This is a genomic window from Mesorhizobium sp. CA7 (assembly GCF_020165015.1).
In the GTDB taxonomy this organism is placed as follows: Bacteria; Pseudomonadota; Alphaproteobacteria; order Rhizobiales; family Rhizobiaceae; genus Mesorhizobium.
This window is the reverse complement of the sequence record NZ_JAIUHH010000031.1, coordinates 1-22992: the sequence shown is the minus strand read 5'-3', so window position 1 is coordinate 22992 and position 22992 is coordinate 1. Positions and strand designations below refer to the sequence as shown.

Here is a 22992-nt window from a genome sequence, read left to right as displayed (position 1 = left end):
TGCGAAGCAGCGACGGATTGGGGGAACCACCTGGCAATCAAGCCTCGGCCTGATCAGTCGCGCCAGTCACAGAAGATATGCGCATAGCGTAGCCGCCTTCGCGGGGCGAGGAACCGCGGGTTGCGAAGGCCGCGCTTGGCGCTTGGGGAAGCGCCGCCGGCGATTACGCACGACGTCAGAGTGCCCTATCCCTTATCGTCCTTCCCGCCGCTGCCCCACAGCGCGCGCTGCAGCAGGCCCGGCGCGCGCTTCTTCGGCGCGAGCTCGACATCGCTCACCAGCCGCGCCCCGCCCTCGCGCCTCTCCAGAGTGATCTTTCGCGTGTGGAAGGCTTCCAGCTCGGCGCGGTGGGCGACGCTAATGATGGTGACCTGGGGCAGCACCTTGATCACCGTCCGCATCATCTTGTCCTGGCTCTTCTCGTCCAGCGCCGAGGTCGCCTCGTCGAGCACAACGATGTCCGGCGCGTGCAGCAGCAGGCGGGCAAAGGCGAGACGCTGCTTCTCGCCGCCCGACAGCGTCTGGTCCCAAGGCGCCTCTTCCTCCAGCCGGCTCTTCAGATAGCCGAGGCCGACCTTGTCGAGGGCCGTATTGATCTCTTTCGTCTTCCAGTTCTCGGCGGCGGCGGGATAGGCGGTGGCGCGGCGCAGCGTGCCAGACGGGATGTAGGGGCGCTGCGGCAGCATGAAGAGGCGCTTGCCCGGGTGGAAATCGACGCTGCCGCTGCCCCAGGGCCAAAGGCCGGCGATGGCGCGCACCAGCGTAGACTTGCCCGAGCCGGATTCGCCCGAGACCAGCACGCGCTCGCCAGGCGCGATCTCCACCTCGGTTTCCTTGACCACGGCGGTGCCGTCGTCGAGCGTCACGGAAACATTGTTGAGGCTGAGCATCGCGCCGTCTGCGGTCTCGCCGCGCTGGATGCGGCCGAGCTTGTCGTTCTCCTCGGCGCGCTCCAGCCCGTCCAGCGACATCATCAGCGAGGCGATGCGGTGGGCCGAGGCGTTCCAGTCGGCCAGGCGCGGATAATTGTCGACCAGCCAGCCGAAGGCGCCCTGCACGATGGCGAAGGCGGAGGCCGCCTGCATCACCTGGCCCAACGTCATCGAGCCGTCGAGGAATTTCGGCGCGCACAGAAGCACCGGCACCACCGGCGCGAACAGGCTGGAGCCTTGCGAGACCAGTGCTGTGCGCATGTGCTGGCCGGTGAGCCGCGCCCAGCGGCCAAGCACGCCGGCGAAGGTGCGGTCGATGCCGGCGTTCTCCTCCTCCTCGCCGCCGAGCAGCGCGATGCTCTCGCCATTCTCGCGCACGCGCGTCAGCACGTAGCGGAACTCGGCCTCGGCCTGGTTCTTGTCCTCGGAAAGCTGGACGAAGCGGCGGCCGATGGCGAACATCGAGGTCGAGGTGATCGCCGCGTAGATGACCGCGGTGACGACGAGGAAGCCGGGCACGGTGATGGTGGAACCGCCCAGCGAAAAGCTCAGCGCGCCGCCGATCGTCCACAGCACCACGATGAAGGTCGAGGCCGACAGGAAGGCGTTGAGGACGCCGGCGATGAAGTCGACCGGCGATTCGGTGGCGATGCGCAGATCCTCGGTCAGGCGGGCCTCCGGGTTGGCATGGTCGCCCTTGACGAGGTTGAGCTGGTAGTAGCGGCCGCTGGCCAGCCAGCGCTGGATGACGGCCGTGGTCAGCCAGGAGCGCCAGCGGCGCTGCATGGTCATGCGCAGGTACACTTGCGCGACCACCAGGCTGATGCTGCCGGCGACCAGTGGCAGGAAGACGGCGCTCAACCAGTAGACGGTGTGCGCGTCGCGCAGCTCGATGGCGTCGAAGATCGCGCGGTTCCAGCGGTTGATGCCGTATTGGAAGCCGACATTGACGCAGATCAGCGTGAGCAGCCCGATCGTCAGCGGCCAGGCAAGCCTGTCGCCGCGCAGACCCCAATAGCCGCGCCCGCTGATCCAGAAGCGCCGCAGCAGATATCTCTTGCGCGCCCGCACGGCCTCCTCGGGCGAAAGCTCGGGATCCGGCTCGATCGCCTCCGGCGGCGGCGACCCGGCATGGCCGATGGCTTCCGGCGCGGCATCGGCGGATGCCTTTTCTTCGGCCTCGCCGGCCTGCGGCTTGCGTTGCTGCGCCTTGTCGTCTTTCAGCCGGTCTTCGTGCCGTGTGTCTTCCCGCGGCCTCTCGGCGCGCGACTTAGCGGCGCCACGCGGTTCCGAGTGGCGCGACTTGTCCTGGCGCGGCGGCGCCGAACGCGGCTTGCTTGCACCGCGCTGCGTGGCGCTGTCGGCCGGTTTCGGTTTGTGCTTGGCCGGGGACATCGCGCCACAACGGCCCAAAAATCAAAAGGTTTCACGCGGGCCGCGGCTACCCTGTCCTTCCGACGCCGGTTGCCCGCCAAGTCAATGAATGCCCTTGGCGGTGGCCAATCAGGCGGCGCTGCCGCTCTTGGGCGTGCGCCGTGGCTCGAAAAGGGCCTCGGTGGCGGAACTACCGGTCGCGTCGAAGGCGAGCGCATCGCCCATGGGGAGCGCGGCCGAGAAAAGATAGCCCTGCCCAATCACGCAGCCCAGCGAGCGCAGGATCATACGGTCGGCGTCGGTCTCGACCCCCTCGGCCATCACCTCGATGCCCAGCGTCCGGCCGAGGCCGATCACCGCCTCGACCACGGCCTGGTCCTCGAGGGATTTCGCCAGGTCGCGCACGAAATCCTTGTCGATCTTGATCTTGCGGATGCGGCTGTCCTTGAGTGAAACCAGGGTCGAGAAGCCGGTGCCGAAATCGTCGAGCACGATCGATATGCCCGCATCCGCCAGGCGCCCGACCTTTTCGTCGACCCGGTCGCGGTCGACCGGCGCCTCCTCGGTGATCTCGATCTCGAGCATCACGGCAGGCACGTCCTTGGCCTTCAGGCCGTCGAGGATCATGTCGTCGACATTGCCGGCCTCGAGCTCGCGCGGCGAGAGGTTCATCGCGACGCGAACATCGCGGCGCCCATGCTTCACGAGCTCTGCGATGATGGCGCAGCAATTGAAGAACACCGTCTCGGTCAGAAGCGAAAGCAGCCCGGTTTCGCGCGCGGCAGTGACGATCTCGGGTGGCGAGATGGCGCCATGGACATCATGGTGCCAGCGCAGCAGCGCCTCGAAACCGACCACCGCGTTGGTATCGAGCCGCACCAAAGGCTGGAACCAGGAGCAGAGCGTGCCGGTTTCGATGGCGCCGCGCAGGTCGCGCTCGATGCAATTCTTGCGTTCCAGCGCGGCGTCCAGCCCGGCGTCGAAGAGACAATATTCGTTCCTACCGCCGCGCTTGGCGGCATAGAGCGCGAAATCCGCCTTGAGCAGCATCTCGGTCAGTCGCGGCTTCTCCGATTGGTAGATGCCGATCGAGGCGCCGACGCGCACCGAACTCAACTCCGGATCCGGATTGGCGATGGCTGTGATGATGGCGGATGCAAGCTCGCCGGCCGCCTGCTGCGACCTGCCGGCGGAGAAAAGCAGCACGAACTCGTCGCCGCCGATGCGCGCGATCGTGGCACCTTGCGGAGCGCGGTCCTCGATCCGGCGCGCCACCCTGACCAAAAGGTCGTCGCCGATGTTGTGGCCATAGGTGTCGTTGACGGATTTGAAGCCGTCGAGGTCGATCAGCATGGCCACGAACGGGCCGTCGGAGAGCCCGAGCTTGGCAATCGCCTGCTCCAGCCCATAGCGGTTGAGCAGATTCGTCAGCGGGTCGCGCCTGGAGTTGCGCTCCATCTCGGCGGCGAATTCGCTCGCCTCGTATTTGAGCCGGCTCGTCTCACGGAAGCGGAATTGCCCGAGCAGCGCGCTCCTGACCATGCCGCCAAGGAAAAGCAGCACGGTGAAGGCGAGCACGTAATTTTCAACGCCGCCCTTTGCAAGCACGCAGCCGGCGGCGGTGAGGAGCGGCAGGATAATGAAATTGATCGAAGCCGGCGCGTGGGAGGTGCCGTAGGTGACCGAACCGGCCGAAGTGCCGGCGAGCACGATCAGATAGAGCGGCGCCTGGCTGGTCGTGTATCCGTCGCTCAGCAGCGCCAGAAAAGACCAGGCGACGCCCGAGGCAAGCGCCATCAGGCCATAAAGCGAAAGCCGGGCGCCCACCGCCCTCGGGTTGTCGCCGGCGGCTTCCGATTGGGTGACGGCCAGCGCCACGCGCGCGCCGTTGATCAAGGCGACCGCCACGAACCACAGCACCGCGGCAAGGCCGCCGCCCGACAAGAGCTGCACCACCAGGATCAAGGCCGAGAGCACCGTGCCGATCGGCATCGAGATGAAGACGCCCTTGCTCAGATCCGCAAGCTGGTCGCGCAGGATGCCGGCTTCCACGGCTTCGCTCCTTCCCTCGGAAGAGGGACCCGACACCAGCCGCTCGTTATGCCTTTTCATGTCTCTAATGGGTAGGTGAGCGGAATGAAAATCGTGTTAAGGATTTCAGCGGTTTACGTGGCATTTCTTGCACGAATTCGCCGATGGACTATTTGAAATGCTCGGCATGGCACGGCGCGAGAAAAGCCCTATCGTGTTTGGTGTGACCCGCAAGCCGATCGGAGCCCCAACCCATGACCCTGACCAATCGAGACATCGTCGAGCTCACCGAATGGCGGCGCAAGCTGCACCGGCAGCCGGAAATTTCGAATGAGGAGGAAAGGACCGCGAAAGAGGTGGTGAGTTTCCTCGCCGATACCGGGCCGGACAAGGTGCTGACCGGGCTCGGCGGCCACGGCGTCGCGGCGGTCTATGACAGCGGACAGGTCGGACCGACGGTGCTGTTCCGCTCGGAGCTCGACGCGCTGCCGATCGCGGAGCTTTCGGGTGTGGCGCATGCCTCGCAGGTGCCGGGCAAGTCGCATATGTGCGGCCATGACGGGCACACCGCGATCCTGGCGGCGCTCGGCCGCCAGTTCGGACGCGAAAGACCGGCGCGCGGCCGCGTCGTCTTGATGTTCCAGCCGGCCGAGGAAACCGGCAATGGCGCGGCCGGGGTGGTCGCCGATCCGCGCTTTTCCGAGATCGCGCCGGACTTCGCGTTTTCGCTGCATAACCTGCCGGGCGTGCCGTTCGGCGAGGTGCGGCTGAAGGCCGGCACCGTCAACTGCGCCTCGCGCGGCATGCGCATCGTGCTCGAGGGCAAGACGGCGCATTCCTCGATGCCGGAAACTGGCATCTCGCCGATGCGGGCGGTGAGCGAGCTGATGCCGGCGCTGCCCGCGCTCGGCCGCGGGACCTTCACCGACGAGGATTTCGGCATGGTGACCGTCACCCATTGCGCGATGGGCGAAGCCGTGTTCGGCATCGCGCCCGGCTATGCCGAAGTGTGGGCGACGCTGCGCACCCGCCGCGACGAGCGCATGGCCGAGCAGGTCGCCGCGGCGGAGGCGCTCGCGGCAAAGATCGCCGCCAGGCACGGCCTTGCCGTGCGTTTCGACTATCACGAGATCTTCGTCGCCAGCGTCAATGCGCCGGACGCGGTGGAGCATCTCAACCGCGCGCTCGACGCGGAAGGCATCGCGCGTAGCGAAGAGGCGCTGCCGATGCGCGCCTCGGAGGATTTCGGTATTTTCGGCCACAATGCGAGGTCGGCGATGTTCTTCCTCGGCGCCGGCGAAAGGCACCCTTCCCTGCACAACCCCGACTATGATTTCCCGGATGATCTTATCCCGATCGGCTCGCGGATCTTCATGCGCGCGGCGCGCAATCTTTTGGGCTGAGCGGACGGCGATGATGAGCTGTCCGAACGACGCCGATCGCCATGCCGCCTAGTGTCGGGCCCGATTTCTTTGCCCGCGACGCGGTTATCGTCGCGCGCGCGCTGATCGGCGCCAGCCTTGGGCTCGCCGGCGTCGGCGGGATTATCGTCGAGACCGAGGCTTACCGGCCCGACGACCCCGCATCGCACAGCTTTCGCGGCCGCACGCCGCGCAACGCACCGATGTATGGCGTGCCCGGCGACGCCTATGTCTATCGTTCCTATGGGCTGCATTGGTGCCTGAACGCGGTGTGCCTGCCGGGCAGCGCCGTGCTGATCCGGGCGATCCAGCCGCAATCCGGCATCGCCGCGATGCGCGAGCGGCGCGGAACGGATGACGACCGGCTGCTCTGCTCCGGCCCCGGCAAGCTCTGCCAGGCGCTGGACATCGACGGTTCGCATAACGGGCTCTCGCTTACCGCGCCGCCGTTCGAGTTCGCCCGTTCCGAGGCCGACCCGGCCGCAATCCTCGCCGGTCGCCGGATCGGCCTCACCAAGGGCGTGGAAGCCGAGTGGCGCTTTGGCCTCGGCGGATCGGCCTATCTCAGCCGCAGGTTCTGAGTCGCAAGCTTATCCATTCCCTGTCCCCGTCACGGATCATTCGCGGCCAGCGCGCGTTTGAAGACAGATGACGGAGGATCGGACAATGGCGACCGACAAATACGAACGCATCAAGCGCCGCGCCTATGAGATCTGGCAGCGCAGCGGCGAAGCGAATGGCCAGGACGAGGAGCACTGGCATCAGGCTTGCGAGGAAATCGAGCGCGAGGACAACGGCTTGGGCGAACAGCCGGGTGCTGCGATGCCCGGCGCGGTCACGATACCGGCCGGCAATCCGGACCGGTCGGCGGCCGAGGCGCTGGCGCGCAAGGCCATGGCAAATCGTCCGGACAAGCCGGCCGCCGACGATCCGGCGCCGAACAAGCGCAGCCGGCGCAAAGGCTGACCCGGCCATGGTCAAAAACGTCGAACAGGCATTGGACGACGCGTTGCTGGCCATGCGCATGCTGCGCAAGTCCATCGTCGATCACGGCCATCTGGAAGCGATGGCCGATCTGGATGCCGTGATGGAAACCGCGATCGCCGCGGCGGAGCAAAAACGCATCGACATCGAGCGGAAAAAGTCGACGTGAGCAGCGATGCGGCCGCGATTCTCGGCGGCCGATCGTCCTGTCTCGGCCGCGGGCTCAAACTTCCCTGCTGTCGAAGAGGAACATCTGGATGCCCGATTCATCGGGCGCGTAAAGCCGGCGGTCCGCGCCGGCCGCCTTTCCCTCCGGGCTTGCGAAAGCCCTCTTCATCGCTTCGAGATCGTCAAAATAAAGCGTCCCGATCAGGTAGACATCGGACGGTCCGGCCACCACCGTGATCGGCCCCTGGCTGACCTCGTATTTCCTCAGACCCGGGATCTTCTTGGCCAGCGGTATGTGCGTCTCGAAATAATGCTTGTCGAACGCTTCCGCGTCAGCCGGCTGCTTGTAGATGACGACCATTCCAGCCATTGCGGTTTTCCTTTTTTGTTGGGACGGAACCAAGGACGAAATGGTGGGCGGAAACGGAACGGGACGTTGAAAAAATCTCGGGAGCGCCGAAGGACGACGATGGCGGCTGTCCCGCCCTGCCCGTTGCTTTTCGCAGCTATCTCGCTTGTGCGAAGGAGCGTTCTGTGTTCTCTCCGCCTTGAATTAGCAGGGACTCAAACGATGAGAATTGCGGTGCTCGTTGCGCTCTGCGCGGCAGCGGCGGGATGCGTGTCCTCTGCCGCCGATAATGGCGCTTCGCTGTCGCAGCAGGATCCGAAATGGGCATCGCCGGAATGCCAGCAAGCCCGCGCCGCGGCATCGGACTACGCCCAGCGCGAGAAGGACCATCCCGGCTGGGGGTTCGGCGTGCTTCTTGGCCCTTACAGCATGGGGATGGTGGCGGCGGTCAAGGAGCATGAGCACCAGCAGCGACGGCTTCTTGCCCGCCAGATGCACCTGCAATGCTCGAGCAAGCCGCTGCCGAAGGAGCTCGATTTCGATCCGGCAAGCTACGCGCCGAAGAAAACGCATTATCCATAGAGGAAGGACCGCGGGTTCCGGTTATTCTGGCCGCTCCGCCGCGGCCTTGCCATCGAATGCATAAGTGAGGATCGCCACCCCCGTCGCGGTCGACACCTGGTTGGACAGCTTCAGCATCGAGGGCGCCTGCCCCGGCTCGAAAAGGCGCGAGCCTGTGCCCAGCACCAGAGGGTGGACCATCAGCACCAGCTCATCGACAAGCCCGTGCCGCATCAGCGCGCGCAGCAGCTTGCCGCTGCCGAACACAATCAGCGCCTCGTCGTGACCTTGCTTCAGCGCGCGCACCGTCTCCCCGGCATCGCCGGCAAGCAGCGTCGAATTCCCCCAGCGCGGCCGATAGCCGGCGTCATGCGAGGCGACGAACTTCCGTGCGCCGGTCAGCGCCCTGGTCATCGGACTGGCCGGCTGACGAACAGCCCAGGCTTCGTGAAGATCCTCATAAGTCGTGCGGCCGGCGAGCAACGACCAGCCGCCGGCCATGGCGCGTCCGATGACCTCCTGCATCTTCGGGTCGCTGCCTGGATTGCCCCAACCGCCGTGCGCAAAACCATTGCGTGTGTCTTCGTCGGCGCGCCCCGGCGCCTGGAAGACACCGTCCAGCGTCACATGCTCGATGGCGACGATGCTTGCCATTTCAGCCTTCGCTCCAGGCTTTCAGCAGCGGGCCGTCGCCGCCGAAGAGCGGATCCTTGTCGGGCCGGCCGACCTTCGGGATCGTGCGCAGCGCCTCGGCGTGCTGCTCCGGGCTCCGGCACAAATCATAGGTGCCGAAGGGCGGATAGGCGCCGACGACGAGAAGATCGGCCGAGCCGGACAGGCGCTGATGGCCGGTGCCGGCCGGCAGGACCGCCACGTCGCCCGCCTTCACCTCCAGCACCTTGCCTTTATCGCCGCCGAAGCGGACGTCGGCGGTGCCGCGCGCGATGCCCAGCACCTCGTGAATGCGCGAGTGATAGTGGACGAAGTCGTAGATGCCGTTGCGCCAGCTGTCGCCCCAGCCATTGGCGCCGAAAATATCCTCGAAAACGGCAGCCGGATCGCCTTCGTCCGGCAGCTGCACGGCGCCGGGATAGACGAGCATGGGCCAGCGCGGATGATTGGGCACCAGCCCATCATCGGCGAAGCGGAAGGCGAGCGGTTCCTGTTTGTCGACAGATTGTGCCATCCTTGCGGTTTCCTGCATGGTCTTAATGGGACCTAACGGTTTCCCGCGGATTTTGCTCCGGCCGGTCTGAGGAGGTCACAATGGCTGCATTTCGTCTTTCGGCAATCGGCCTTTTTGCATCGGCACTTGCCTTTGCCGCCGTCGCCGCCGGCAACGCCGAGACGATGGCGGTGATCGTCGCAGCGCTTCGGCATCGAAACTGATCTAGGCCTGCCGCAGGCACATTCAGCCCGTAGCAAACCGCCACGTGGGGCGCCGCCCATTGATAGATTGCGTTCGGCTTCTAACCGGATTATAGATGTCGTACGTAATCTAAAATATGGAGGTCGACGATGCGCGTGAGCCGCATTCAGGCTGAGCAGAACCGGCAAACCGTGATCGATGTCGCAAGCCGGCTTTTTCGAGAGCACGGCTTTGACGGTATCGGCCTTAAGGATTTGATGAAGGGCGCCGGGCTGACCCAAGGCGCTTTCTATAAGCAGTTCGCGTCAAAGGAGGACCTTGCCGCGCAAGCTTCCAGGCGCGCGATGGAGAGCGCTGCCGACAGATGGACGGCGGCGACCGCAGCGAATCCCGGCGATCCGCTTGGGGCGGTGATCGAGTTCTATCTCAGCATGGGCCATCGCGAGGAAAGGATGGACGGCTGCCCGGTCGCGGCGCTCGGGTCGGATGTGGCCAGACAGGGGACCGAGGTGAAAGCGTCGTTCGAAGTCGGCATCAAAGCATATCTTGAAGTGCTCGGCAGGATGATTGCCAGGACTGAGAACGAGGAAACCGGTGAAAAAGCCATGGCCGTCCTCTCGACGATGGTCGGTGCGGTGGTTCTCTCGCGCGTCGTCAATGATCCCGATCTCGCCAAAGCCTTTCTGGATGCAGCGGCCGAACAGGTTCGCGACACCGTCAGCGTCTGACCGGCGCGGGCTGGCCACTCAGATCAATAGGAGAATAGATGCGACGGATTGTTGTCACGGGCATGGGCGCGGTCACGCCCCTCGCCGCAAATATCGAGGCGTCGTGGTCGCGTCTCCTGGCCGGCCGCTCGGGCATTCGACGGCTTCCTGAGGACATGGTGGAAACCCTGCCGACAAAGATCGGCGGAACGGTTCTTTCCCTGTGGGAGGATCCCGAAGCCGGTCTCGATGCGAATGCCTTCCTGGCTCCGAAGGATCAGCGCAAGATCGATCGCTTCATCCTATTCGCGCTGGCGGCGGCGGAAGAGGCGCTTGCCCAGGCGGGATGGAAGCCGGAGTCGGAAAAGGATCGGCTTCGCACCGCGACGATCATTGCTTCAGGTATCGGAGGGTTCCCCGCCATAACCGAGGCGGTGCGAACCGTCGACCAGCGCGGCGTTCGGCGTCTTTCGCCGTTCACGGTGCCGTCTTTCCTGGTGAACCTCGCCGCCGGCCACATCACGATTCGTTACGGCTTCAAGGGCCACATCGGCGCGCCGGTAACGGCGTGCGCCGCCGGCATCCAGGCGATCGGCGATGCAGCGCGCATCATCCGCGCCGATGAAGCCGACATCGCCGTGTGCGGCGGCACGGAAGCCTGCATGAACGTCGTCAGTCTGGGCGGCTTCGCCGCGGCGCGCTCGCTTTCAACCTCCTTCAATCACCGTCCCGACCAGGCCTCGCGTCCGTTCGACATGACGCGGGATGGTTTCGTCATGGGCGAAGGCGCGGGCATCCTGGTCATCGAGGAATTGGGCCATGCGCTGGCGCGCGGCGCGAAACCGCTCGCCGAGGTCGTCGGCTACGGCACGACAGCGGATGCCCATCACGTCACGTCCGGTCCCGAGGATGGGGATGGCGCGCGCCGCGCAATGGAGATCGCGATTGTCCAGGCCGGCATTTCACCGCGCGAGATCCGCCATCTCAACGCGCACGCGACCTCCACGCCGGTGGGCGATCTGGGAGAAATCGAAGCGATCAAAACCGTCTTCGGCACGGATTTCTCCATAGCCGTCAGCGGAACGAAGTCGGCGACCGGACATCTGCTCGGAGCCGCCGGCGGAATTGGCGCCATCTTCACCATCCTGGCGCTGAGGGACCAGGTGGCGCCGCCGACCCTCAATTTGAGCGTCCCCGATCCGGCCGGCGACGGAATAGACTTCGTCGCAAACCGGGCCCGGCCGATGGAGATGGACTACGCGATCGCCAACGGCTTCGGCTTCGGCGGCGTCAATGCCAGCGTGCTGTTCCGGCGCTGGGACGGGCACGGCGTAAACGGTCGAGCCGCTCGTGATTGACGCTCTTTGCTCCAGCGTTTCCTGCTTTTCCAGTCCAACCCAAAGAAAGTGATCTCCATGAACAGGACCAATCCTGGCGTCGCCATTGTCACAGGGGCATCCAGCGGAATTGGGCACGCAACGGCCAAGGCCCTGCAGAGCGCCGGCTTTCGCGTGTGCGGAACCAGCCGTCGCGCGGTCTCCAAGAAAACCGACGGTATTACCATGCTGACCTGCGACGTGACCGATGACGCGTCCGTTGCGAAGCTGGTCGATGAGGTGCTGGCCGATGCCGGGCGCATCGACGTGCTGGTCAACAATGCCGGCATCGGCCTGCTCGGCGGCGCGGAGGAATCCTCGACTGCACAGGCCCAGGCTCTGTTCGACGTGAACGTCTTCGGTGTCATCCGGATGATCAACGCGGTGCTGCCGGTCATGCGACGTCAAGGAAAGGGCAGGATCGTCAACTTGAGCTCAGTGCAGGGGTTCATCCCCGCCCCCTATTTCGCGCTTTATTCGTCGACCAAACATGCGGTTGAAGGTTATTCCGAATCGCTTGATCACGAAGTGCGGCCGTTTGGAATTCGCGTCGCATTGGTCGAGCCGGCCTACACCCAGACTTTGTTCGAAGACAATCTGGCCAGGCCGGACCAGGTGCTCGATGTCTATGACGCCGCGCGCGCCGGCATGACCACAGCCGTGCGTAAGGCGATGGAAAAAGGCGATACACCCGAAGTGGTGGCCAACACCGTTGTGGCGGCTGCGATCGATCCCGCTCCGAAGCGGCGCTATGCAGCGGGAAAGACAGCGCGCCAAATCAGTCTCCTGCGCCGTTTCGTCCCCGCATCCGCATTCGACAAGAGCCTGCGAAAGCAGCTCGGGCTGCCGGCCTGACAACGGAGCCTTTCACTCCAGCCACCCTGCCTCCTGGTCAAAGCGCCGGCAGTAATTAGCTGTTCGTCACTGACCGCGTATAAGCATTCCCTATTGCAATCCCCGGAAGAAAAAGGTTGTTTGGAATCTCCGGGGGAAACGAAATCGTGAATAGAGGCGTGGTGCGGCTTCTTCCGAAGCCCAAGGTTTCAGTATTCATTTGCGGATGCGGGCATACGGGGTCAACTTTGCTCGCCCGGATACTGGCTGCGCATCCGGAAATTTTCTCTGTCCGCCGCGAGACAAGCGCGTTTGTCTCAAGCGATGGGGCGCGATGGACCAAGCTAAGCGCGGTTTTGCTGCAGGCAGCCATTTCACGCCGCAGCGTCTGGGTCGAAAAGACCCCGAACCATATCCACTATGCGAGGCAGATCATCGAGACGATCCCGGGCGCGCGCTTCATCGTCGTCACGCGCGACGGCAGGGACATCGTGGCCTCGCTCGGGCAGCGTTACGGGGGCGATTTCGACAAGGCTTTCCAAAGATGGATCGCCGACAGCAAGGCCTCGATGGAGCGTATCGAAAAGGGCGAAAGCATCCTGTGGCGTTATGAAGACTTCATCGAATCGCCTGCGCTTTCCATCGAACGGCTATGCCGCTTCATCGGCGTGGCCTTCGATCCAGGCATTCTGAACTATCACCAGCAGCCCGTCATATGGGGACGCGAAAAGGCGGTGCGCACGCCGCATTCCGCTCGCCGGCACGCCCAGGTGAACCAGCCGATCACCGACTATCGGGGCAGCTGGCGATCCAGCCTGCCGATGGAAGTGGCCTGCCGTTTCGACGCCGACGAAGCGCGGGAAATCATGGGCTATTTCGGATACGCGCAGGCCTAGCGTCCGGCAGGTGTCGATCACCAGACCTAAGCGTAGTCGAGAAGCGACCTTTTGTGCTGCGACAGATCGGAAGCAACCGTCCGAGAAGCAGCAGCCTGCGCCGACGTAATGGCGAGCGCCCGCGCCTGCCATGAAATGAGCAACGTCTCAGCATGGATTTGGGCGCGCCCAACGGGCCGGTAATCAGCAGCGAGCGCCGAGAACTGGTGGCGGCCCGACTGATCCGCGAATTGGCACAACAGCCGACTGCCGCGGCCGATCGCATAAAAGTCCAGGAAATTCGACCAATGCCGATCCGGCCAACGCCGGGAACGCGTATCGCAGGCCAAACTCGACGATGCGCCGATAAAGACGCTTGACTCGCCCTCCCCCTTACGGACAAGTTGCGTTGTCAGACATCTTACATACGAGAGGGAGGTTTCGTGAGGAGATTTATCGCTTGTTTCGCGCTGGCTGCCGGCGCGCTCGCATTTGCGTCGGCAGCGTGGGCGGGAGAAACCCTGGATCGCGTCACAACCAAGAAGGCCCTGGTGGTCGCGACCAACAGCGGCTGGCCACCGCAGAGCTTTCTCGACGAGAGCAACCAGTTGGTCGGCTTCGACATCGACGTCTCGAAAGAAATCGCCAAGCGCCTCGGCGTCGAGGTCAGCTTCGAGACGCCCGATTGGGCGACCATGACTGGCGGCCACTGGCAGGGCCGCTATGATCTCGGAGTCGGCTCGGTGACGCCGACCAAGGCCCGGGCCAGGGTGATCGATTTCGCCGGCATCTATTACTACAGCCCTTATGTCTATGTGGTCCACAAGGACAGCAAGGCAAAATCGGTGAACGATCTGAACGGCAAGGTGATCGGCGTCGAGACCGCCACCACTTCGGAAGATTTCATCCGCCGCCAATTGGAGATCGACGCGCCCGGCCTTCCGCCAATCGAATACAAGCTGCAGCCTGGCGAAATCCGGACTTTCGCCGATTCCATGCTGCCCTTCGACGATTTGAGACTTGGGGACGGCGTGCGGCTCGACGCGGTCATCGCGCCCGAGCAGACCGCTCAAAACGCCATCAAGAACGGTTATCCGCTGCGCATCATCGAGGGCGACTACGCCTTCCGCGAGCCGCTGGTGGTGATCGCCGACAAGGGCGATGCCGAGTGGACCACCAAGATCGGCGGCATCATCGACGAGATGAAGAAAGACGGCACGCTCGCCACGCTGACCACCAAGTGGTACGGCAAGAACTACAGCGCCGATTGACGCTCATCGCGGGCGGCCCCTCAAGGCCGCCTGCTTCCGCCAGAACCTATCATGACTTATCCCGACACCTATTATCGCCGTACACTTGCCGACGAGAAGGTCAGACCACCGCTCGCGGGTCCGGCCGAATGCGACACGGTCATTGTCGGCGGCGGACTGGCCGGTCTGACGACGGCGCTGCAGCTGGCGCGCGCCGGGCAGCAGGTTGTGCTGCTCGAAGCCGAGAGCATCGGCTTCGGCGCCTCGGGCCGCAACGGCGGCTTCGTCAGCCCCGGCTTCGCGACCGGCAGCGACAAGATCGCCGCGATGGCCGGCGCGGCGGCGGCACGAGAGCTGCATCGGCTGTCGATCGAAGGCGTCGATTTCGTGCGGCAGACGATCAAGGATCTCGACATCACGGCAGCGAAGCCTCGCCCCGGAATCATGGGCGTGCTGCGCCATGACGGCGGCGCCGAACTGAGGGCTCATGCAGAGAAGCTGGCGCGGGATTTTGACTATCCGCTCGAATATCTCGAGCGCGACCAGGTGCGCGCTGTGCTGCGTTCCGAGCGCTACTACCAAGGCCTGCGCGATGGCAACGCCTTCCACATGCATCCGCTGAACTATCTGCGCGCCATCGGGGCGGAGATCGAGCGGCTGGGCGGCAGGATTTACGAGGGCTCCAGCGCGATCGAGGCTAAACTCGATGGCCCGCACAAGACGCTACGCACCGCAAGCGGCGAAGTACGCGCGCGGCAAGCGGTGTTTGCCACCGGCGGCTATACAGGACCGCTGGTCGGTCGGCTGAAGCGGGCCATTTTACCGATCGCGACCTATGTGATGCTGAGCGAGAAAGCCCCCGATCTCATCGCCGACGCCATCGCGACCACGGATGCCGTCGGCGACAACCGCCGGGCCGGCGACTACTACCGTGTCGTGGAGGATGGAAAGCGGCTGCTCTGGGGCGGGCGCATCACTACGCGGGCCGCTTCGCCGGCGGCGCTGGCCAGGGAATTGCGCCGGGAGATGGTTGGAACCTACCCCCAGCTCGCTGCGCTCAAGACCGAACTCGCCTGGTCAGGGCTGATGGCCTACGCCCGCCACCTGATGCCCCAGATCGGGCAGCTGCAGCCAGGCGCCTGGTATCTCACCGCGTTTGGCGGGCACGGCATCAACACGACGGCCATAGCCGGCAAGGTGGTCGCCGAGGCGGTACTCGGCCAGTCGGACCGCCACCTTCTGTTCGCGCCGTTCGGACTGGCCTGGGCGGGCGGGCCGGTAGGGCTTGCCGCGGCGCAACTCACCTATTGGAAGCTGCAGGCGCAAGATTGGTGGCGCGAACGCCCCCGCTAACCAGAAGGGATATCGACAGGTGATCGGCAGACTGCTGCTCAACTATCCGGACGCCGCGCGCCGCATCGGCCTGTGCCTGGCGCTCGCCGCTTTCGCCGCGGGCCTCTACGGTCTCGGCATCAAGGCAGACTGGATCGGCAAGCTGATCCCGAGCTCGATCGAATGGCTTGCGGCCAATCCCGCGGTGGCGCGAGCCGTCTCGGCGGTGCTGATCGCGCTGATCGTGGCCGCCAACTGGAAGGCGCTGCAGCAACTCGGGCGCAAGCAGCAGATCGTGGCGGTATGGATCGAGCTGTTCGTGCTGCTGATGCTGTTCTTCTATTCCTTCGACCTGTCCTTTTCTTTCATCGCCAGGAAGATCGGTTTCCTCATCTCGCAGGGCGTGGTGACCACGCTCTACATTTCCGCCATTTCGATCGCCATCGCGACAGTCATCGCCTTTATCGGCGCCATAGCCAAGCTCTCCAAGAACGGCATCGTCTATGGGCTGGCAACCTTCTACACGTCGCTGTTTCGCGGGCTGCCATTGCTGATGCAGATCTACATCATCTATCTCGGCCTGCCGCAGGTCGGTTATGTGATCGGGGCCGTGCCCGCCGGGATCATGGCGCTGTCGCTTTGCTACGGCGCCTATATGACCGAGATTTTCCGGGCCGGCATCGAAAGCATTCCGCGAGGCCAGACGGAAGGCGCCACCGCGCTTGGGCTCAGCCCCAACCAGACGATGTTCCTGGTGATCCTGCCGCAGGCGATGCGCGTCATCGTGCCGCCGACGGGCAATCAGTTCATCGCGATGCTGAAGGATTCCTCCCTGGTCTCGGTGGTCGGGGTCTGGGAGATCATGTATCTGGCGCGCACGCAGGGCCAGACCGAGTTCCGGCATATCGAGATGCTGATCACCGCCTCGATGATCTATTGGATTTTGTCCATCGGGCTCGAATTCCTGCAGTCCCGCATCGAGGAACGGTTCGGCCGCTCGCTCAAACGCTGAGGTTCAATGCGGCATCCCCTCCTGGGGAAAGCCGCCGAGATGGCAGCAGGCCAGAGCGGCATGATCGCGGCCGCTTTCGAGGCACAGCAAGAGCGGCTTCCTCGCCAGCCAGGCATGCAGGAAACCGGCGATGAAGCTGTCGCCGGCGCCGGTCGTGTCGACGACCTCGACCGGGCGGATGCCGGTCTCGGCGCGCTCGCGGGCCGTCAGCGCCATCGACCCCTCGGCACCGCGCATGACGACGGCGCAGCCTGCGCCGCGCGACAGGAGATCCGCGGCCATCGCTTCAGCCACGTGGCGATTTTGGCCGGTCGAGCAGAAAACTATGCTCAAACCCTCCACACCGAGATCGGCGGGATCGGCGTTGACCGAGATGTCCTGCGAGACGCTGACGCCGGCCCGCGACAGGCGCCTGCGTAAAGCGCCGCCGTCATCCAGCCAGCCGATATGGACGTGATCCATCGTCCCCAGGATCGCCAGTTCGGCCTCGTCCGGCGCATAGCCGGCGCAGGCGCCGAAATCCTCGGCAGCGATCAAACGCTCGCCGGACGGCAAGACTTTGATGTCGGTCCAAGCGGTGTTGCGCTGGCCTACGCGCAGGTGCTTGACCGCCACCCGATTGGCTTCGAGCTCAGCGCGGGTGCGTTCGCCCTCGGCGTCGCGGCCGACCGCGCCGAAATAGAAGCTGTTATGGCCAAGCCGCGCGAGCTGGACGGCAACGTTGAGTGCGTTGCCGCCGACCAGCGAGCGGCCGATCGGCGCTCCGAGGCGGTCGATGCAGTTGTCCCCGACGGCGGCAAATCGAAGGCTGCTCATATCCTGCGCTGCGATCAAGCTGACGCCGAGAGCTAAGCTCAATAGGCAACGCGCTTATAGTAGCGGCGCGTCGTCAGCGGGTGGTTACGGATCACCTCGAGATGCGCGCTGACCCGTTCGAGGGCGGTCGCGAGCACGATCGGCGAAACCAGCGCGCGCACATCCGGCGAAATGCCGGGCAGTTCAAAATCGGCCGTGTCGAGCACCGTCAACTTGTCCGTATAGGCAGGCGCGAATTTCTCGACGCGATCGGCCAGCGGCCGGGCGCTGTCCTCGCCCTTGAAGAGCACCACGCTGACGTCTTTGTCCACCAGCTCCAGCGTGCCATGGAAAAAGTCGGAAGCATGCACGGGGCGGGTCCGGATCCACTGCATCTCCTCCAGGATGCACATGCCATAATACCAGGCCTGCGGCCAGACATTCCCGGCGCCGGTTATGATGTGATAGTCGGAGGCGGCCAGTTTGTGCGCGAAGCCGGCGGCTTCCTGTTCATAGCTCCGCTTCACCTCCAGCAACAGTCGCGGCAACTGCTCCAGTTCGGCGAAAATGCGTTCGGATTCGGCGAGCTCGCCGCGATGCTTCAGCACTGCAAGCGCGATGAAGAGCGACTGGAGATAGAAGGATTCGCAGGACGTGTCGTCCTCGGCGAAGTTGACGAAGACATGGTCCCCGCCCTTACCGAGCGGCGTCTCCTCATGTCCGACCAGCGTGATCACCGTCGCCCCGACATCCTTGATCCGGGACAGCAGTGCCACGCTTTCCCTGGTCGTGCCGGAGAGCGAGGGCAACACGACGATCGATTTGTCGGTCAGGTGCACGGATTGGACCAGCTGCAGCTCGGCGGTGATGTCGACGAAGGCCGGAAAGCCAGATCGGCGCTGCAGCAATTGCGCCGCCGGATGCATCAGGATCGCTGCACCGCCGGTGCCGAGAAAGAAGATGTTTTGCGCCCCGGCGGCGAGGCACTGCGCCACAACGGCTTCAATGCGCTCGCGCAAGGCCACCGCCCCCGATTGGATACGTATAAACCGGGCTTCATCGAAATTGAGCATCGTTCCCTCGATCAATTCAGTTGTAAGACAACTGACATCTGTGAGAGCACATTTCAAGAGAAATTTTGCGGATAGGTTTGCATGCGTTGCGTATACGACATGCGATCGCCACCGCATGCCTCCGCTTGACCTGGGCGCGATTGTCCGACAACAAAAGGAGAGTTGGCACAATGGGGAAGAGGGACTTGGACGAGCCGCTTCGGGACGCGCGCACATTGGCGGTTCAGCTGCGCGACCGCATGGCCGACCTCATCAGGACCGAAGGGCTCAAGCCCGGCGACCGGCTGCCAACGGAATCTCAGCTGACGCAGCGCTTCCGCATCTCGCGCCCTGCCCTGCGCGAAGCGCTGAAGCTTCTTGAACAGGACGGCATCATCTCCGTCACCCATGGTCTCGGCCGCTTCGTGACCGCGAACTCCGCCGTCCAGGTCGACCGTCCAATCACGGTGTTCGAAAGCGTGACCGACATGTCGCGCCACTATGGCTACAACACCGTCAACAAGGTTCTTTCCATCGCCGAGGAAACGCCTGATCCATTTATCCAGCAGCAATTGCGGCTAGCGGACGGAGAGCGCGTCATCCGGCTTGAACGGCTGCGGCTGCACAACGATCTGCCCCTCATCTATTCGCTCGACTACGTACCGCGCAGCTTTTTGCCGGGGCGCCTTTTCGACATCGAATGGAGCGGCTCGCTGCTCGCCCTGCTGGAAAAGCACCGGCATCAGCCGCGTATGTCGGCCGCCTCCGTTGCAGCCGTAACGCTGCCCGACGAAATCGTGCAGCGCAACGACTTGCGCGACTTCGGGCCAGCCCTGCTCATTACGGAAACCTGTTTCGATGGGACCGGAACTCCGGTCGTCCATGCCGCCGTCTATCACCGCGGCAGCCATTTCACCTTCAGCTTCGCACGAAAGTGAAAGCTCAAAGGGTGGCGATGACCAGTGTCAGGTGCCATGCAGATGTCGAGGGCCGTCACTAGCGCGGGAGCAGCCGGGAGACCTTGAGCCGCGGCGCGAAGAAACAGCGCAGATAGGGCTGGTTGGTTATGACGTAATGGTTCTCGCAGATATGGTATCGGCCGTCCGGCGATTCCTGCACGCGGTCTGGCGGGATGTTGAAGCCATCGGGTAGATAGACATAGCCGCCGTCGGCCCCGGATTGCACGGCAGACTCAGGGATGGGGCGGCAATCCGTGCCGCCGCAACATTTGAAATTCGTCACCGGGTCGACCTTGTTTTCGTACCAGTCATGAGCATCGGCGCCTGTCGCGGCGACAATCCACATGACTGTGACGATGACCCTTCGCATGGCGTTCCTCGACGGTGCGGAGGCGCTGCTCATTCGAGCATCATCTATATTAGCGTTCCGCCGGAAACGCTATTGGCGGCGAAGGTCTGGAAGGCGACGCCGGCCCTTGTGGACGGCAATAGGTGAAGCCGGATCCTCAAAATCAGGGTCCGGCTCTACCGCTCACACCAGCCTTTGCCCGCCGTCGATATGGACAGTCTCGCCGGTCATGAACTCGTTCTGCATCAGGTAGAGATAGGCCGGCGCGATATCGGCGGGCCTGGCGATCTTTCCGACCGGCAGTCGGGCGCCCATCTGCTCGAAATAGCCTGATTTGGCGTCGCCGACGATCTCGTCCCACATCTCGGTGTCGACCCAGCCGGGCGAGACGATATTGACGCGGGTCGGCGCGAGTTCCAGCGCGAGCGTGCGGGCGAAATAGGTGAAGGAACCGGCGACCGCCGAAACCACCGAGCCGCCGGGGACCGGCGGACGGTCCTTGTTGATGCCGGAGGTGAAGATCATCGAGCCAGCCTTGTTCAGCGTGCGCACGGCGTGCTTGGCCAGCATCACTGCGCCGATCAGCTTGCCGTCGACAAATTGGCGCACGAAATCCATGTCGGTCTCGCCGATCGGATAATTGGGCGGCGGCGTGCCGGCCGTCGCCACCAGATGATCGAAAGCGCCGGCTTGCTCGAACAAGCCGGACACCTCGGCCTCATTGGCCATGTCGGCGGCGATGCCTGTCACGCGCCCTGCCCCGCCGAGCCGCTTTTCGGCGGCCCTCAGCTTTTCGGCCGAACGGCCGGCGATCACCACCTCCGCGCCGCTTTCAAGCGCCGCTGCCGCGACGCCGAAGCCGATGCCGGAGCTGCCGCCGACGACAATGATCTTCTTTCCATTGAGCGATGTCATGGGGAGACTGGTCATGGGTCTTCTCCGTCTTTCCGTGATGGGTTCCAAATCAGGCGCGGCCGGCGTGGGCTGCTTCGATATCGGCGAGGATGATCTTCTTCATCGAATACATCGCCTGACGCGCCCGGTCGGCCTTGGCGCGGTCGGGGTCGTTCATGAGGCGCAGCGCCGGTTCGGGAATGACCTGCCAGTAGACGCCGAACTTGTCCTTCAGCCAGCCGCAGGGCTGTTCCGAGCCGCCGCCGACGGTCAGCGCGTTCCAAAAATAATCGGTCTCGGCCTGGTCCTTGGTTTCGATGTAGAGCGAAATCCGCTCGTTGAAGGGCGGCACCCCGCCGGCGTTGAGCGCGGTGAAGCGCTGGCCTTCGAGCTCGAAATCGAAGATCGCATGCGGCTTGTCGGTGAACTCGATGGTCCGCAGCGCGCGGCTGTTCTTGAAGACCGAAAGATAGAAATCTCGCGCGGCTTCGGCATCGAGGTTGAACCAGAGGAAGGGATGAACGGTTGCCATGATGTCCTCGCAGGTTTGATCTTGAGTGAGTATTGATCACAAATTCTGTGAGGATTTTTGATTGGAAAAGGCTCGACGGACAAACCAAAATTTGGCAAGTATTTGTTACCATAACTCACAAATGGCTTTGTCGTCATGGCCCGCAGACTGCCGCCGCTCAACGCCTTGCCGGCCTTCGAGGCCGCTGCACGGCATTTGAATTTTTCGCGGGCCGCCGACGAGCTCAACCTCACCCATGGCGCGATCAGCCGCGCCGTGAAGCATCTCGAGGATCAGCTTGGTGTGCAGCTTTTCGAGCGGGCGACACGCTCGGTGCGGCTCACTCCTGTCGGCGAGCCCTATGCGGTCGCCGTGCGCGAGGCGCTCGACCAGCTCGCGCTGGCGACGCAAACCGCAACCTCGCGCCATTCCGGCTCGACGCTCAACGTCAGCACCTCGGACGGCTTCGCCGGAAAATGGCTGGTGCCGAGGCTCTACCGCTTTCACCGCGCGCATGGCGATATCGACGTGCGCGTCTCGACCACCGGGCGACTGACCAATTTCCGCGGCGACGGCATCGACGTCGCCATCCGCTACGGCGCCGGCCACTATCACGGGCTGACGTCGGAATTTCTCACCGGCGAGGAAGTCTTTCCGGTCTGCAGCCCGAAGCTTCTGGAAGGGCCGCATCCGCTCAAGCAGCCGCAGGACCTCAAGCACCACACGCTGATCCGCGACGGCTACCGCATCGACTGGGCCGCGTGGCTGGCCAGCGCCGGCGTCGAAGATGTCGACCCGAATGGCGGGCTCACTTTCGATTCAGCCACTTTCGCGGTGGAGTCGGCCGTGCAGGGCGAAGGCGTGGTGCTCGGCCGGACCATGCTCGTCTCGGCCGATCTCGCCACCGGCAGGCTGGTACGACCCTTCGACCATGCGCTGAAGGCGGTCTCCAGCTTCTATCTGGTCTACCCGCCGGAGGCGATCCGCCAGCGCAAGGTGAAGGCGTTTCGCGATTGGCTGTTTTCGGAGATCGAGCCGCTTTAACGGGCGAGCTCCGGGCTCGACAGCCAAAAGCCGGACGGCTTTCCGCCAACTCGATTCGCCTTGCGAAGACTGCTGGGCGGATAATGCCGCCACAGAGCGGTTAGGCAAGCAACGCCGCATTGAAACTTTCAACGGTCTTCCCAGTTCGGTTGGAAGGAGGACCTTGATATGACTGAACCCGGTGAAGGGAGTTCCCACGGTCGAATTGACGACAAGCAGCTCGTCATTCTGCTGAAAGAGAAAACCGGCATCTCGGAGGCTCAAGCCAGAAGGCTGATAAAGGCCGTTGGGCGCGACCGACCATCGCTTCTGCGAGAAGCACGCATCATAAGGGCGCGTGTTCAGACGTCCACGTCAAGCCGCGTGTGACCGGCTGAATGCGACGGATGCCCGTCGGATCTGGCGGCGGCATTTCGCGACCGGCTGCTTTCGAACATCGACCCGGCTGAAGCAAAGCTCGCCGGAAATTCCCTGCTTGCGAAGACGTGCTTGTTGCGCGATGCTCCGCAAAATGGCTGGCGAATACCTGGACCACAAACTGGAATGCCCGTTTTGCGGCACCATTCGTCTGCAGATCCCGGCCGATGCCCAGCCAGCAACACCGATCCATTGCGCCGAGTGCGGCGCATATCTCGGCACGTGGGACGAGCTTCAAACCGACTTCGAGCAGCAAGGCGGTACCGACGGCGTGTTCCGGCTGGATAAGGGACGTATCCAGAAGCTTAATTCCAGCCGATGATTAGCCGCAGCTGACGCAGCCGTCCGGGCTCAGAAAAGCGCGCAACAGGGCAACCGACGGCATGGGCGGGGGGG

Annotated in this window: 26 protein-coding genes; 16 read left to right on the top strand and 10 right to left on the bottom strand. The window is 63.9% G+C overall.

Features of this window, described 5'->3' with window-relative positions:
- Window positions 1–185: 185 nt before the first annotated feature.
- Window positions 186–2327, bottom strand: coding sequence for an ABC transporter ATP-binding protein/permease (locus LB552_RS29285; RefSeq protein ID WP_224611650.1), 2142 nt, complete (start codon window positions 2325–2327; stop codon window positions 186–188).
- A 108-nt stretch (window positions 2328–2435) separates the two neighbouring features.
- A complete protein-coding gene (locus tag LB552_RS29280; RefSeq protein ID WP_224611649.1) occupies window positions 2436–4358 on the bottom strand; it encodes a putative bifunctional diguanylate cyclase/phosphodiesterase in 1923 nt (640 codons plus the stop codon).
- Between the two features lie 233 nt (window positions 4359–4591).
- Between LB552_RS29280 and LB552_RS29275 the strand changes: the two genes are divergently transcribed.
- The 4 genes from LB552_RS29275 to LB552_RS29260 all read left to right on the top strand — a co-directional run bounded on the left by LB552_RS29275 (window position 4592) and on the right by LB552_RS29260 (window position 6911).
- On the top strand, window positions 4592–5740 hold the full coding sequence (locus LB552_RS29275) for an amidohydrolase (protein ID WP_224611647.1): 1149 nt from the start codon (window positions 4592–4594) through the stop codon (window positions 5738–5740).
- A 41-nt stretch (window positions 5741–5781) separates the two neighbouring features.
- A complete protein-coding gene (locus tag LB552_RS29270; RefSeq protein WP_224611645.1) occupies window positions 5782–6339 on the top strand; it encodes a DNA-3-methyladenine glycosylase in 558 nt (185 codons plus the stop codon).
- A gap of 85 nt (window positions 6340–6424) precedes the next feature.
- Complete coding sequence (locus LB552_RS29265) at window positions 6425–6724, top strand: DUF2934 domain-containing protein (RefSeq protein ID WP_181174971.1); 300 nt, start codon at window positions 6425–6427, stop codon at window positions 6722–6724.
- A gap of 31 nt (window positions 6725–6755) precedes the next feature.
- The gene (locus tag LB552_RS29260; RefSeq protein ID WP_224611643.1) at window positions 6756–6911 is read left to right on the top strand and encodes a hypothetical protein; all 156 of its coding nucleotides are present in this window, start codon (window positions 6756–6758) and stop codon (window positions 6909–6911) included.
- Window positions 6912–6965: 54 nt separating this feature from the next.
- On the opposite strand, the gene LB552_RS29255 is transcribed toward LB552_RS29260, so the two are convergent.
- Window positions 6966–7280: an EthD family reductase gene (locus LB552_RS29255; RefSeq protein ID WP_140847663.1), complete on the bottom strand. Its 315-nt coding sequence runs from the start codon at window positions 7278–7280 to the stop codon at window positions 6966–6968.
- Window positions 7281–7481: 201 nt separating this feature from the next.
- Here LB552_RS29255 and LB552_RS29250 point away from each other — a divergent pair, with 201 nt between their 5' ends.
- Window positions 7482–7841, top strand: a complete 360-nt coding sequence (locus LB552_RS29250; protein WP_224611641.1) for a hypothetical protein — start codon at window positions 7482–7484, stop codon at window positions 7839–7841.
- 21 nt (window positions 7842–7862) lie between these two features.
- Here LB552_RS29250 and LB552_RS29245 read toward each other — a convergent pair whose 3' ends face one another.
- Both LB552_RS29245 and LB552_RS29240 read right to left on the bottom strand, forming a co-directional pair.
- Window positions 7863–8474 carry a dihydrofolate reductase family protein gene (locus tag LB552_RS29245; protein ID WP_224611639.1) on the bottom strand — a complete coding sequence of 204 codons (612 nt, stop codon included), beginning with the start codon at window positions 8472–8474 and terminating at the stop codon, window positions 7863–7865.
- Between the two features lies 1 nt (window position 8475).
- Window positions 8476–9006, bottom strand: a complete 531-nt coding sequence (locus tag LB552_RS29240) for a cupin (protein WP_140847670.1) — start codon at window positions 9004–9006, stop codon at window positions 8476–8478.
- An 80-nt stretch (window positions 9007–9086) separates the two neighbouring features.
- On the opposite strand from LB552_RS29240, the gene LB552_RS29730 reads away from it, so the two are divergent.
- From LB552_RS29730 to LB552_RS29205, 8 genes are all read left to right on the top strand, one after another.
- The gene (locus LB552_RS29730; RefSeq protein WP_263481842.1) at window positions 9087–9209 is read left to right on the top strand and encodes a hypothetical protein; all 123 of its coding nucleotides are present in this window, start codon (window positions 9087–9089) and stop codon (window positions 9207–9209) included.
- 129 nt (window positions 9210–9338) lie between these two features.
- Complete coding sequence (locus LB552_RS29235; RefSeq protein ID WP_224611637.1) at window positions 9339–9917, top strand: TetR/AcrR family transcriptional regulator; 579 nt, start codon at window positions 9339–9341, stop codon at window positions 9915–9917.
- 38 nt (window positions 9918–9955) lie between these two features.
- Entirely contained in the window at window positions 9956–11254 is a 1299-nt protein-coding gene (fabF, locus tag LB552_RS29230) for a beta-ketoacyl-ACP synthase II (protein WP_224611635.1), read from the top strand.
- A gap of 57 nt (window positions 11255–11311) precedes the next feature.
- Window positions 11312–12127 carry an oxidoreductase gene (locus tag LB552_RS29225; protein ID WP_224611633.1) on the top strand — a complete coding sequence of 272 codons (816 nt, stop codon included), beginning with the start codon at window positions 11312–11314 and terminating at the stop codon, window positions 12125–12127.
- Between the two features lie 116 nt (window positions 12128–12243).
- Window positions 12244–13002 carry a sulfotransferase family protein gene (locus LB552_RS29220; protein WP_224611631.1) on the top strand — a complete coding sequence of 253 codons (759 nt, stop codon included), beginning with the start codon at window positions 12244–12246 and terminating at the stop codon, window positions 13000–13002.
- A 422-nt stretch (window positions 13003–13424) separates the two neighbouring features.
- Window positions 13425–14252, top strand: coding sequence for a transporter substrate-binding domain-containing protein (locus tag LB552_RS29215; protein ID WP_224611630.1), 828 nt, complete (start codon window positions 13425–13427; stop codon window positions 14250–14252).
- A 51-nt stretch (window positions 14253–14303) separates the two neighbouring features.
- Entirely contained in the window at window positions 14304–15584 is a 1281-nt protein-coding gene (locus LB552_RS29210; protein ID WP_224611629.1) for an NAD(P)/FAD-dependent oxidoreductase, read from the top strand.
- Between the two features lie 19 nt (window positions 15585–15603).
- Complete coding sequence (locus LB552_RS29205) at window positions 15604–16575, top strand: amino acid ABC transporter permease (protein WP_224611628.1); 972 nt, start codon at window positions 15604–15606, stop codon at window positions 16573–16575.
- A 3-nt stretch (window positions 16576–16578) separates the two neighbouring features.
- Here LB552_RS29205 and LB552_RS29200 read toward each other — a convergent pair whose 3' ends face one another.
- Together LB552_RS29200 and LB552_RS29195 are read right to left on the bottom strand one after the other, a co-directional pair.
- Complete coding sequence (locus LB552_RS29200) at window positions 16579–17391, bottom strand: PfkB family carbohydrate kinase (RefSeq protein ID WP_224611627.1); 813 nt, start codon at window positions 17389–17391, stop codon at window positions 16579–16581.
- A gap of 38 nt (window positions 17392–17429) precedes the next feature.
- On the bottom strand, window positions 17430–18443 hold the full coding sequence (locus LB552_RS29195) for an SIS domain-containing protein (RefSeq protein WP_224611625.1): 1014 nt from the start codon (window positions 18441–18443) through the stop codon (window positions 17430–17432).
- A 185-nt stretch (window positions 18444–18628) separates the two neighbouring features.
- Between LB552_RS29195 and LB552_RS29190 the strand changes: the two genes are divergently transcribed.
- Window positions 18629–19360: a GntR family transcriptional regulator gene (locus tag LB552_RS29190; protein WP_318012075.1), complete on the top strand. Its 732-nt coding sequence runs from the start codon at window positions 18629–18631 to the stop codon at window positions 19358–19360.
- 58 nt (window positions 19361–19418) lie between these two features.
- Here the strand turns inward: LB552_RS29190 and LB552_RS29185 are convergent, their stop codons facing one another.
- The 3 genes from LB552_RS29185 to LB552_RS29175 form a co-directional block, all read right to left on the bottom strand.
- A complete protein-coding gene (locus LB552_RS29185; RefSeq protein WP_181174973.1) occupies window positions 19419–19751 on the bottom strand; it encodes a hypothetical protein in 333 nt (110 codons plus the stop codon).
- A gap of 162 nt (window positions 19752–19913) precedes the next feature.
- Window positions 19914–20660, bottom strand: a complete 747-nt coding sequence (locus tag LB552_RS29180; RefSeq protein WP_224611623.1) for an SDR family oxidoreductase — start codon at window positions 20658–20660, stop codon at window positions 19914–19916.
- Window positions 20661–20694: 34 nt separating this feature from the next.
- Window positions 20695–21156 carry a VOC family protein gene (locus LB552_RS29175; protein ID WP_224611622.1) on the bottom strand — a complete coding sequence of 154 codons (462 nt, stop codon included), beginning with the start codon at window positions 21154–21156 and terminating at the stop codon, window positions 20695–20697.
- Between the two features lie 135 nt (window positions 21157–21291).
- On the opposite strand from LB552_RS29175, the gene LB552_RS29170 reads away from it, so the two are divergent.
- Both LB552_RS29170 and LB552_RS29165 read left to right on the top strand, forming a co-directional pair.
- Window positions 21292–22179, top strand: coding sequence for a transcriptional regulator GcvA (locus LB552_RS29170; RefSeq protein WP_224611620.1), 888 nt, complete (start codon window positions 21292–21294; stop codon window positions 22177–22179).
- A 511-nt stretch (window positions 22180–22690) separates the two neighbouring features.
- Window positions 22691–22918 carry a hypothetical protein gene (locus LB552_RS29165; protein WP_095768463.1) on the top strand — a complete coding sequence of 76 codons (228 nt, stop codon included), beginning with the start codon at window positions 22691–22693 and terminating at the stop codon, window positions 22916–22918.
- Window positions 22919–22992: the final 74 nt, after the last annotated feature.

Coding starts and splice junctions, on each gene's coding strand:
- LB552_RS29175 (WP_224611622.1), bottom strand. CDS start 21,156: ATGGCAACCGTTCATCCCTTCCTCTGGTTCAACCTCGATGCCGAAGCC.
- LB552_RS29240 (WP_140847670.1), bottom strand. CDS start 9,006: ATGGCACAATCTGTCGACAAACAGGAACCGCTCGCCTTCCGCTTCGCC.
- LB552_RS29255 (WP_140847663.1), bottom strand. CDS start 7,280: ATGGCTGGAATGGTCGTCATCTACAAGCAGCCGGCTGACGCGGAAGCG.
- LB552_RS29200 (WP_224611627.1), bottom strand. CDS start 17,391: ATGAGCAGCCTTCGATTTGCCGCCGTCGGGGACAACTGCATCGACCGC.
- LB552_RS29730 (WP_263481842.1), top strand. CDS start 9,087: ATGGCTGCATTTCGTCTTTCGGCAATCGGCCTTTTTGCATCGGCACTT.
- LB552_RS29185 (WP_181174973.1), bottom strand. CDS start 19,751: ATGCGAAGGGTCATCGTCACAGTCATGTGGATTGTCGCCGCGACAGGC.
- LB552_RS29245 (WP_224611639.1), bottom strand. CDS start 8,474: ATGGCAAGCATCGTCGCCATCGAGCATGTGACGCTGGACGGTGTCTTC.
- LB552_RS29165 (WP_095768463.1), top strand. CDS start 22,691: ATGGCTGGCGAATACCTGGACCACAAACTGGAATGCCCGTTTTGCGGC.
- LB552_RS29210 (WP_224611629.1), top strand. CDS start 14,304: ATGACTTATCCCGACACCTATTATCGCCGTACACTTGCCGACGAGAAG.
- LB552_RS29235 (WP_224611637.1), top strand. CDS start 9,339: ATGCGCGTGAGCCGCATTCAGGCTGAGCAGAACCGGCAAACCGTGATC.
- LB552_RS29285 (WP_224611650.1), bottom strand. CDS start 2,327: ATGTCCCCGGCCAAGCACAAACCGAAACCGGCCGACAGCGCCACGCAG.
- LB552_RS29180 (WP_224611623.1), bottom strand. CDS start 20,660: ATGACCAGTCTCCCCATGACATCGCTCAATGGAAAGAAGATCATTGTC.
- LB552_RS29195 (WP_224611625.1), bottom strand. CDS start 18,443: ATGCTCAATTTCGATGAAGCCCGGTTTATACGTATCCAATCGGGGGCG.
- LB552_RS29170 (WP_224611620.1), top strand. CDS start 21,292: ATGGCCCGCAGACTGCCGCCGCTCAACGCCTTGCCGGCCTTCGAGGCC.
- LB552_RS29225 (WP_224611633.1), top strand. CDS start 11,312: ATGAACAGGACCAATCCTGGCGTCGCCATTGTCACAGGGGCATCCAGC.
- fabF (WP_224611635.1), top strand. CDS start 9,956: ATGCGACGGATTGTTGTCACGGGCATGGGCGCGGTCACGCCCCTCGCC.
- LB552_RS29275 (WP_224611647.1), top strand. CDS start 4,592: ATGACCCTGACCAATCGAGACATCGTCGAGCTCACCGAATGGCGGCGC.
- LB552_RS29265 (WP_181174971.1), top strand. CDS start 6,425: ATGGCGACCGACAAATACGAACGCATCAAGCGCCGCGCCTATGAGATC.
- LB552_RS29270 (WP_224611645.1), top strand. CDS start 5,782: ATGCCGCCTAGTGTCGGGCCCGATTTCTTTGCCCGCGACGCGGTTATC.
- LB552_RS29250 (WP_224611641.1), top strand. CDS start 7,482: ATGAGAATTGCGGTGCTCGTTGCGCTCTGCGCGGCAGCGGCGGGATGC.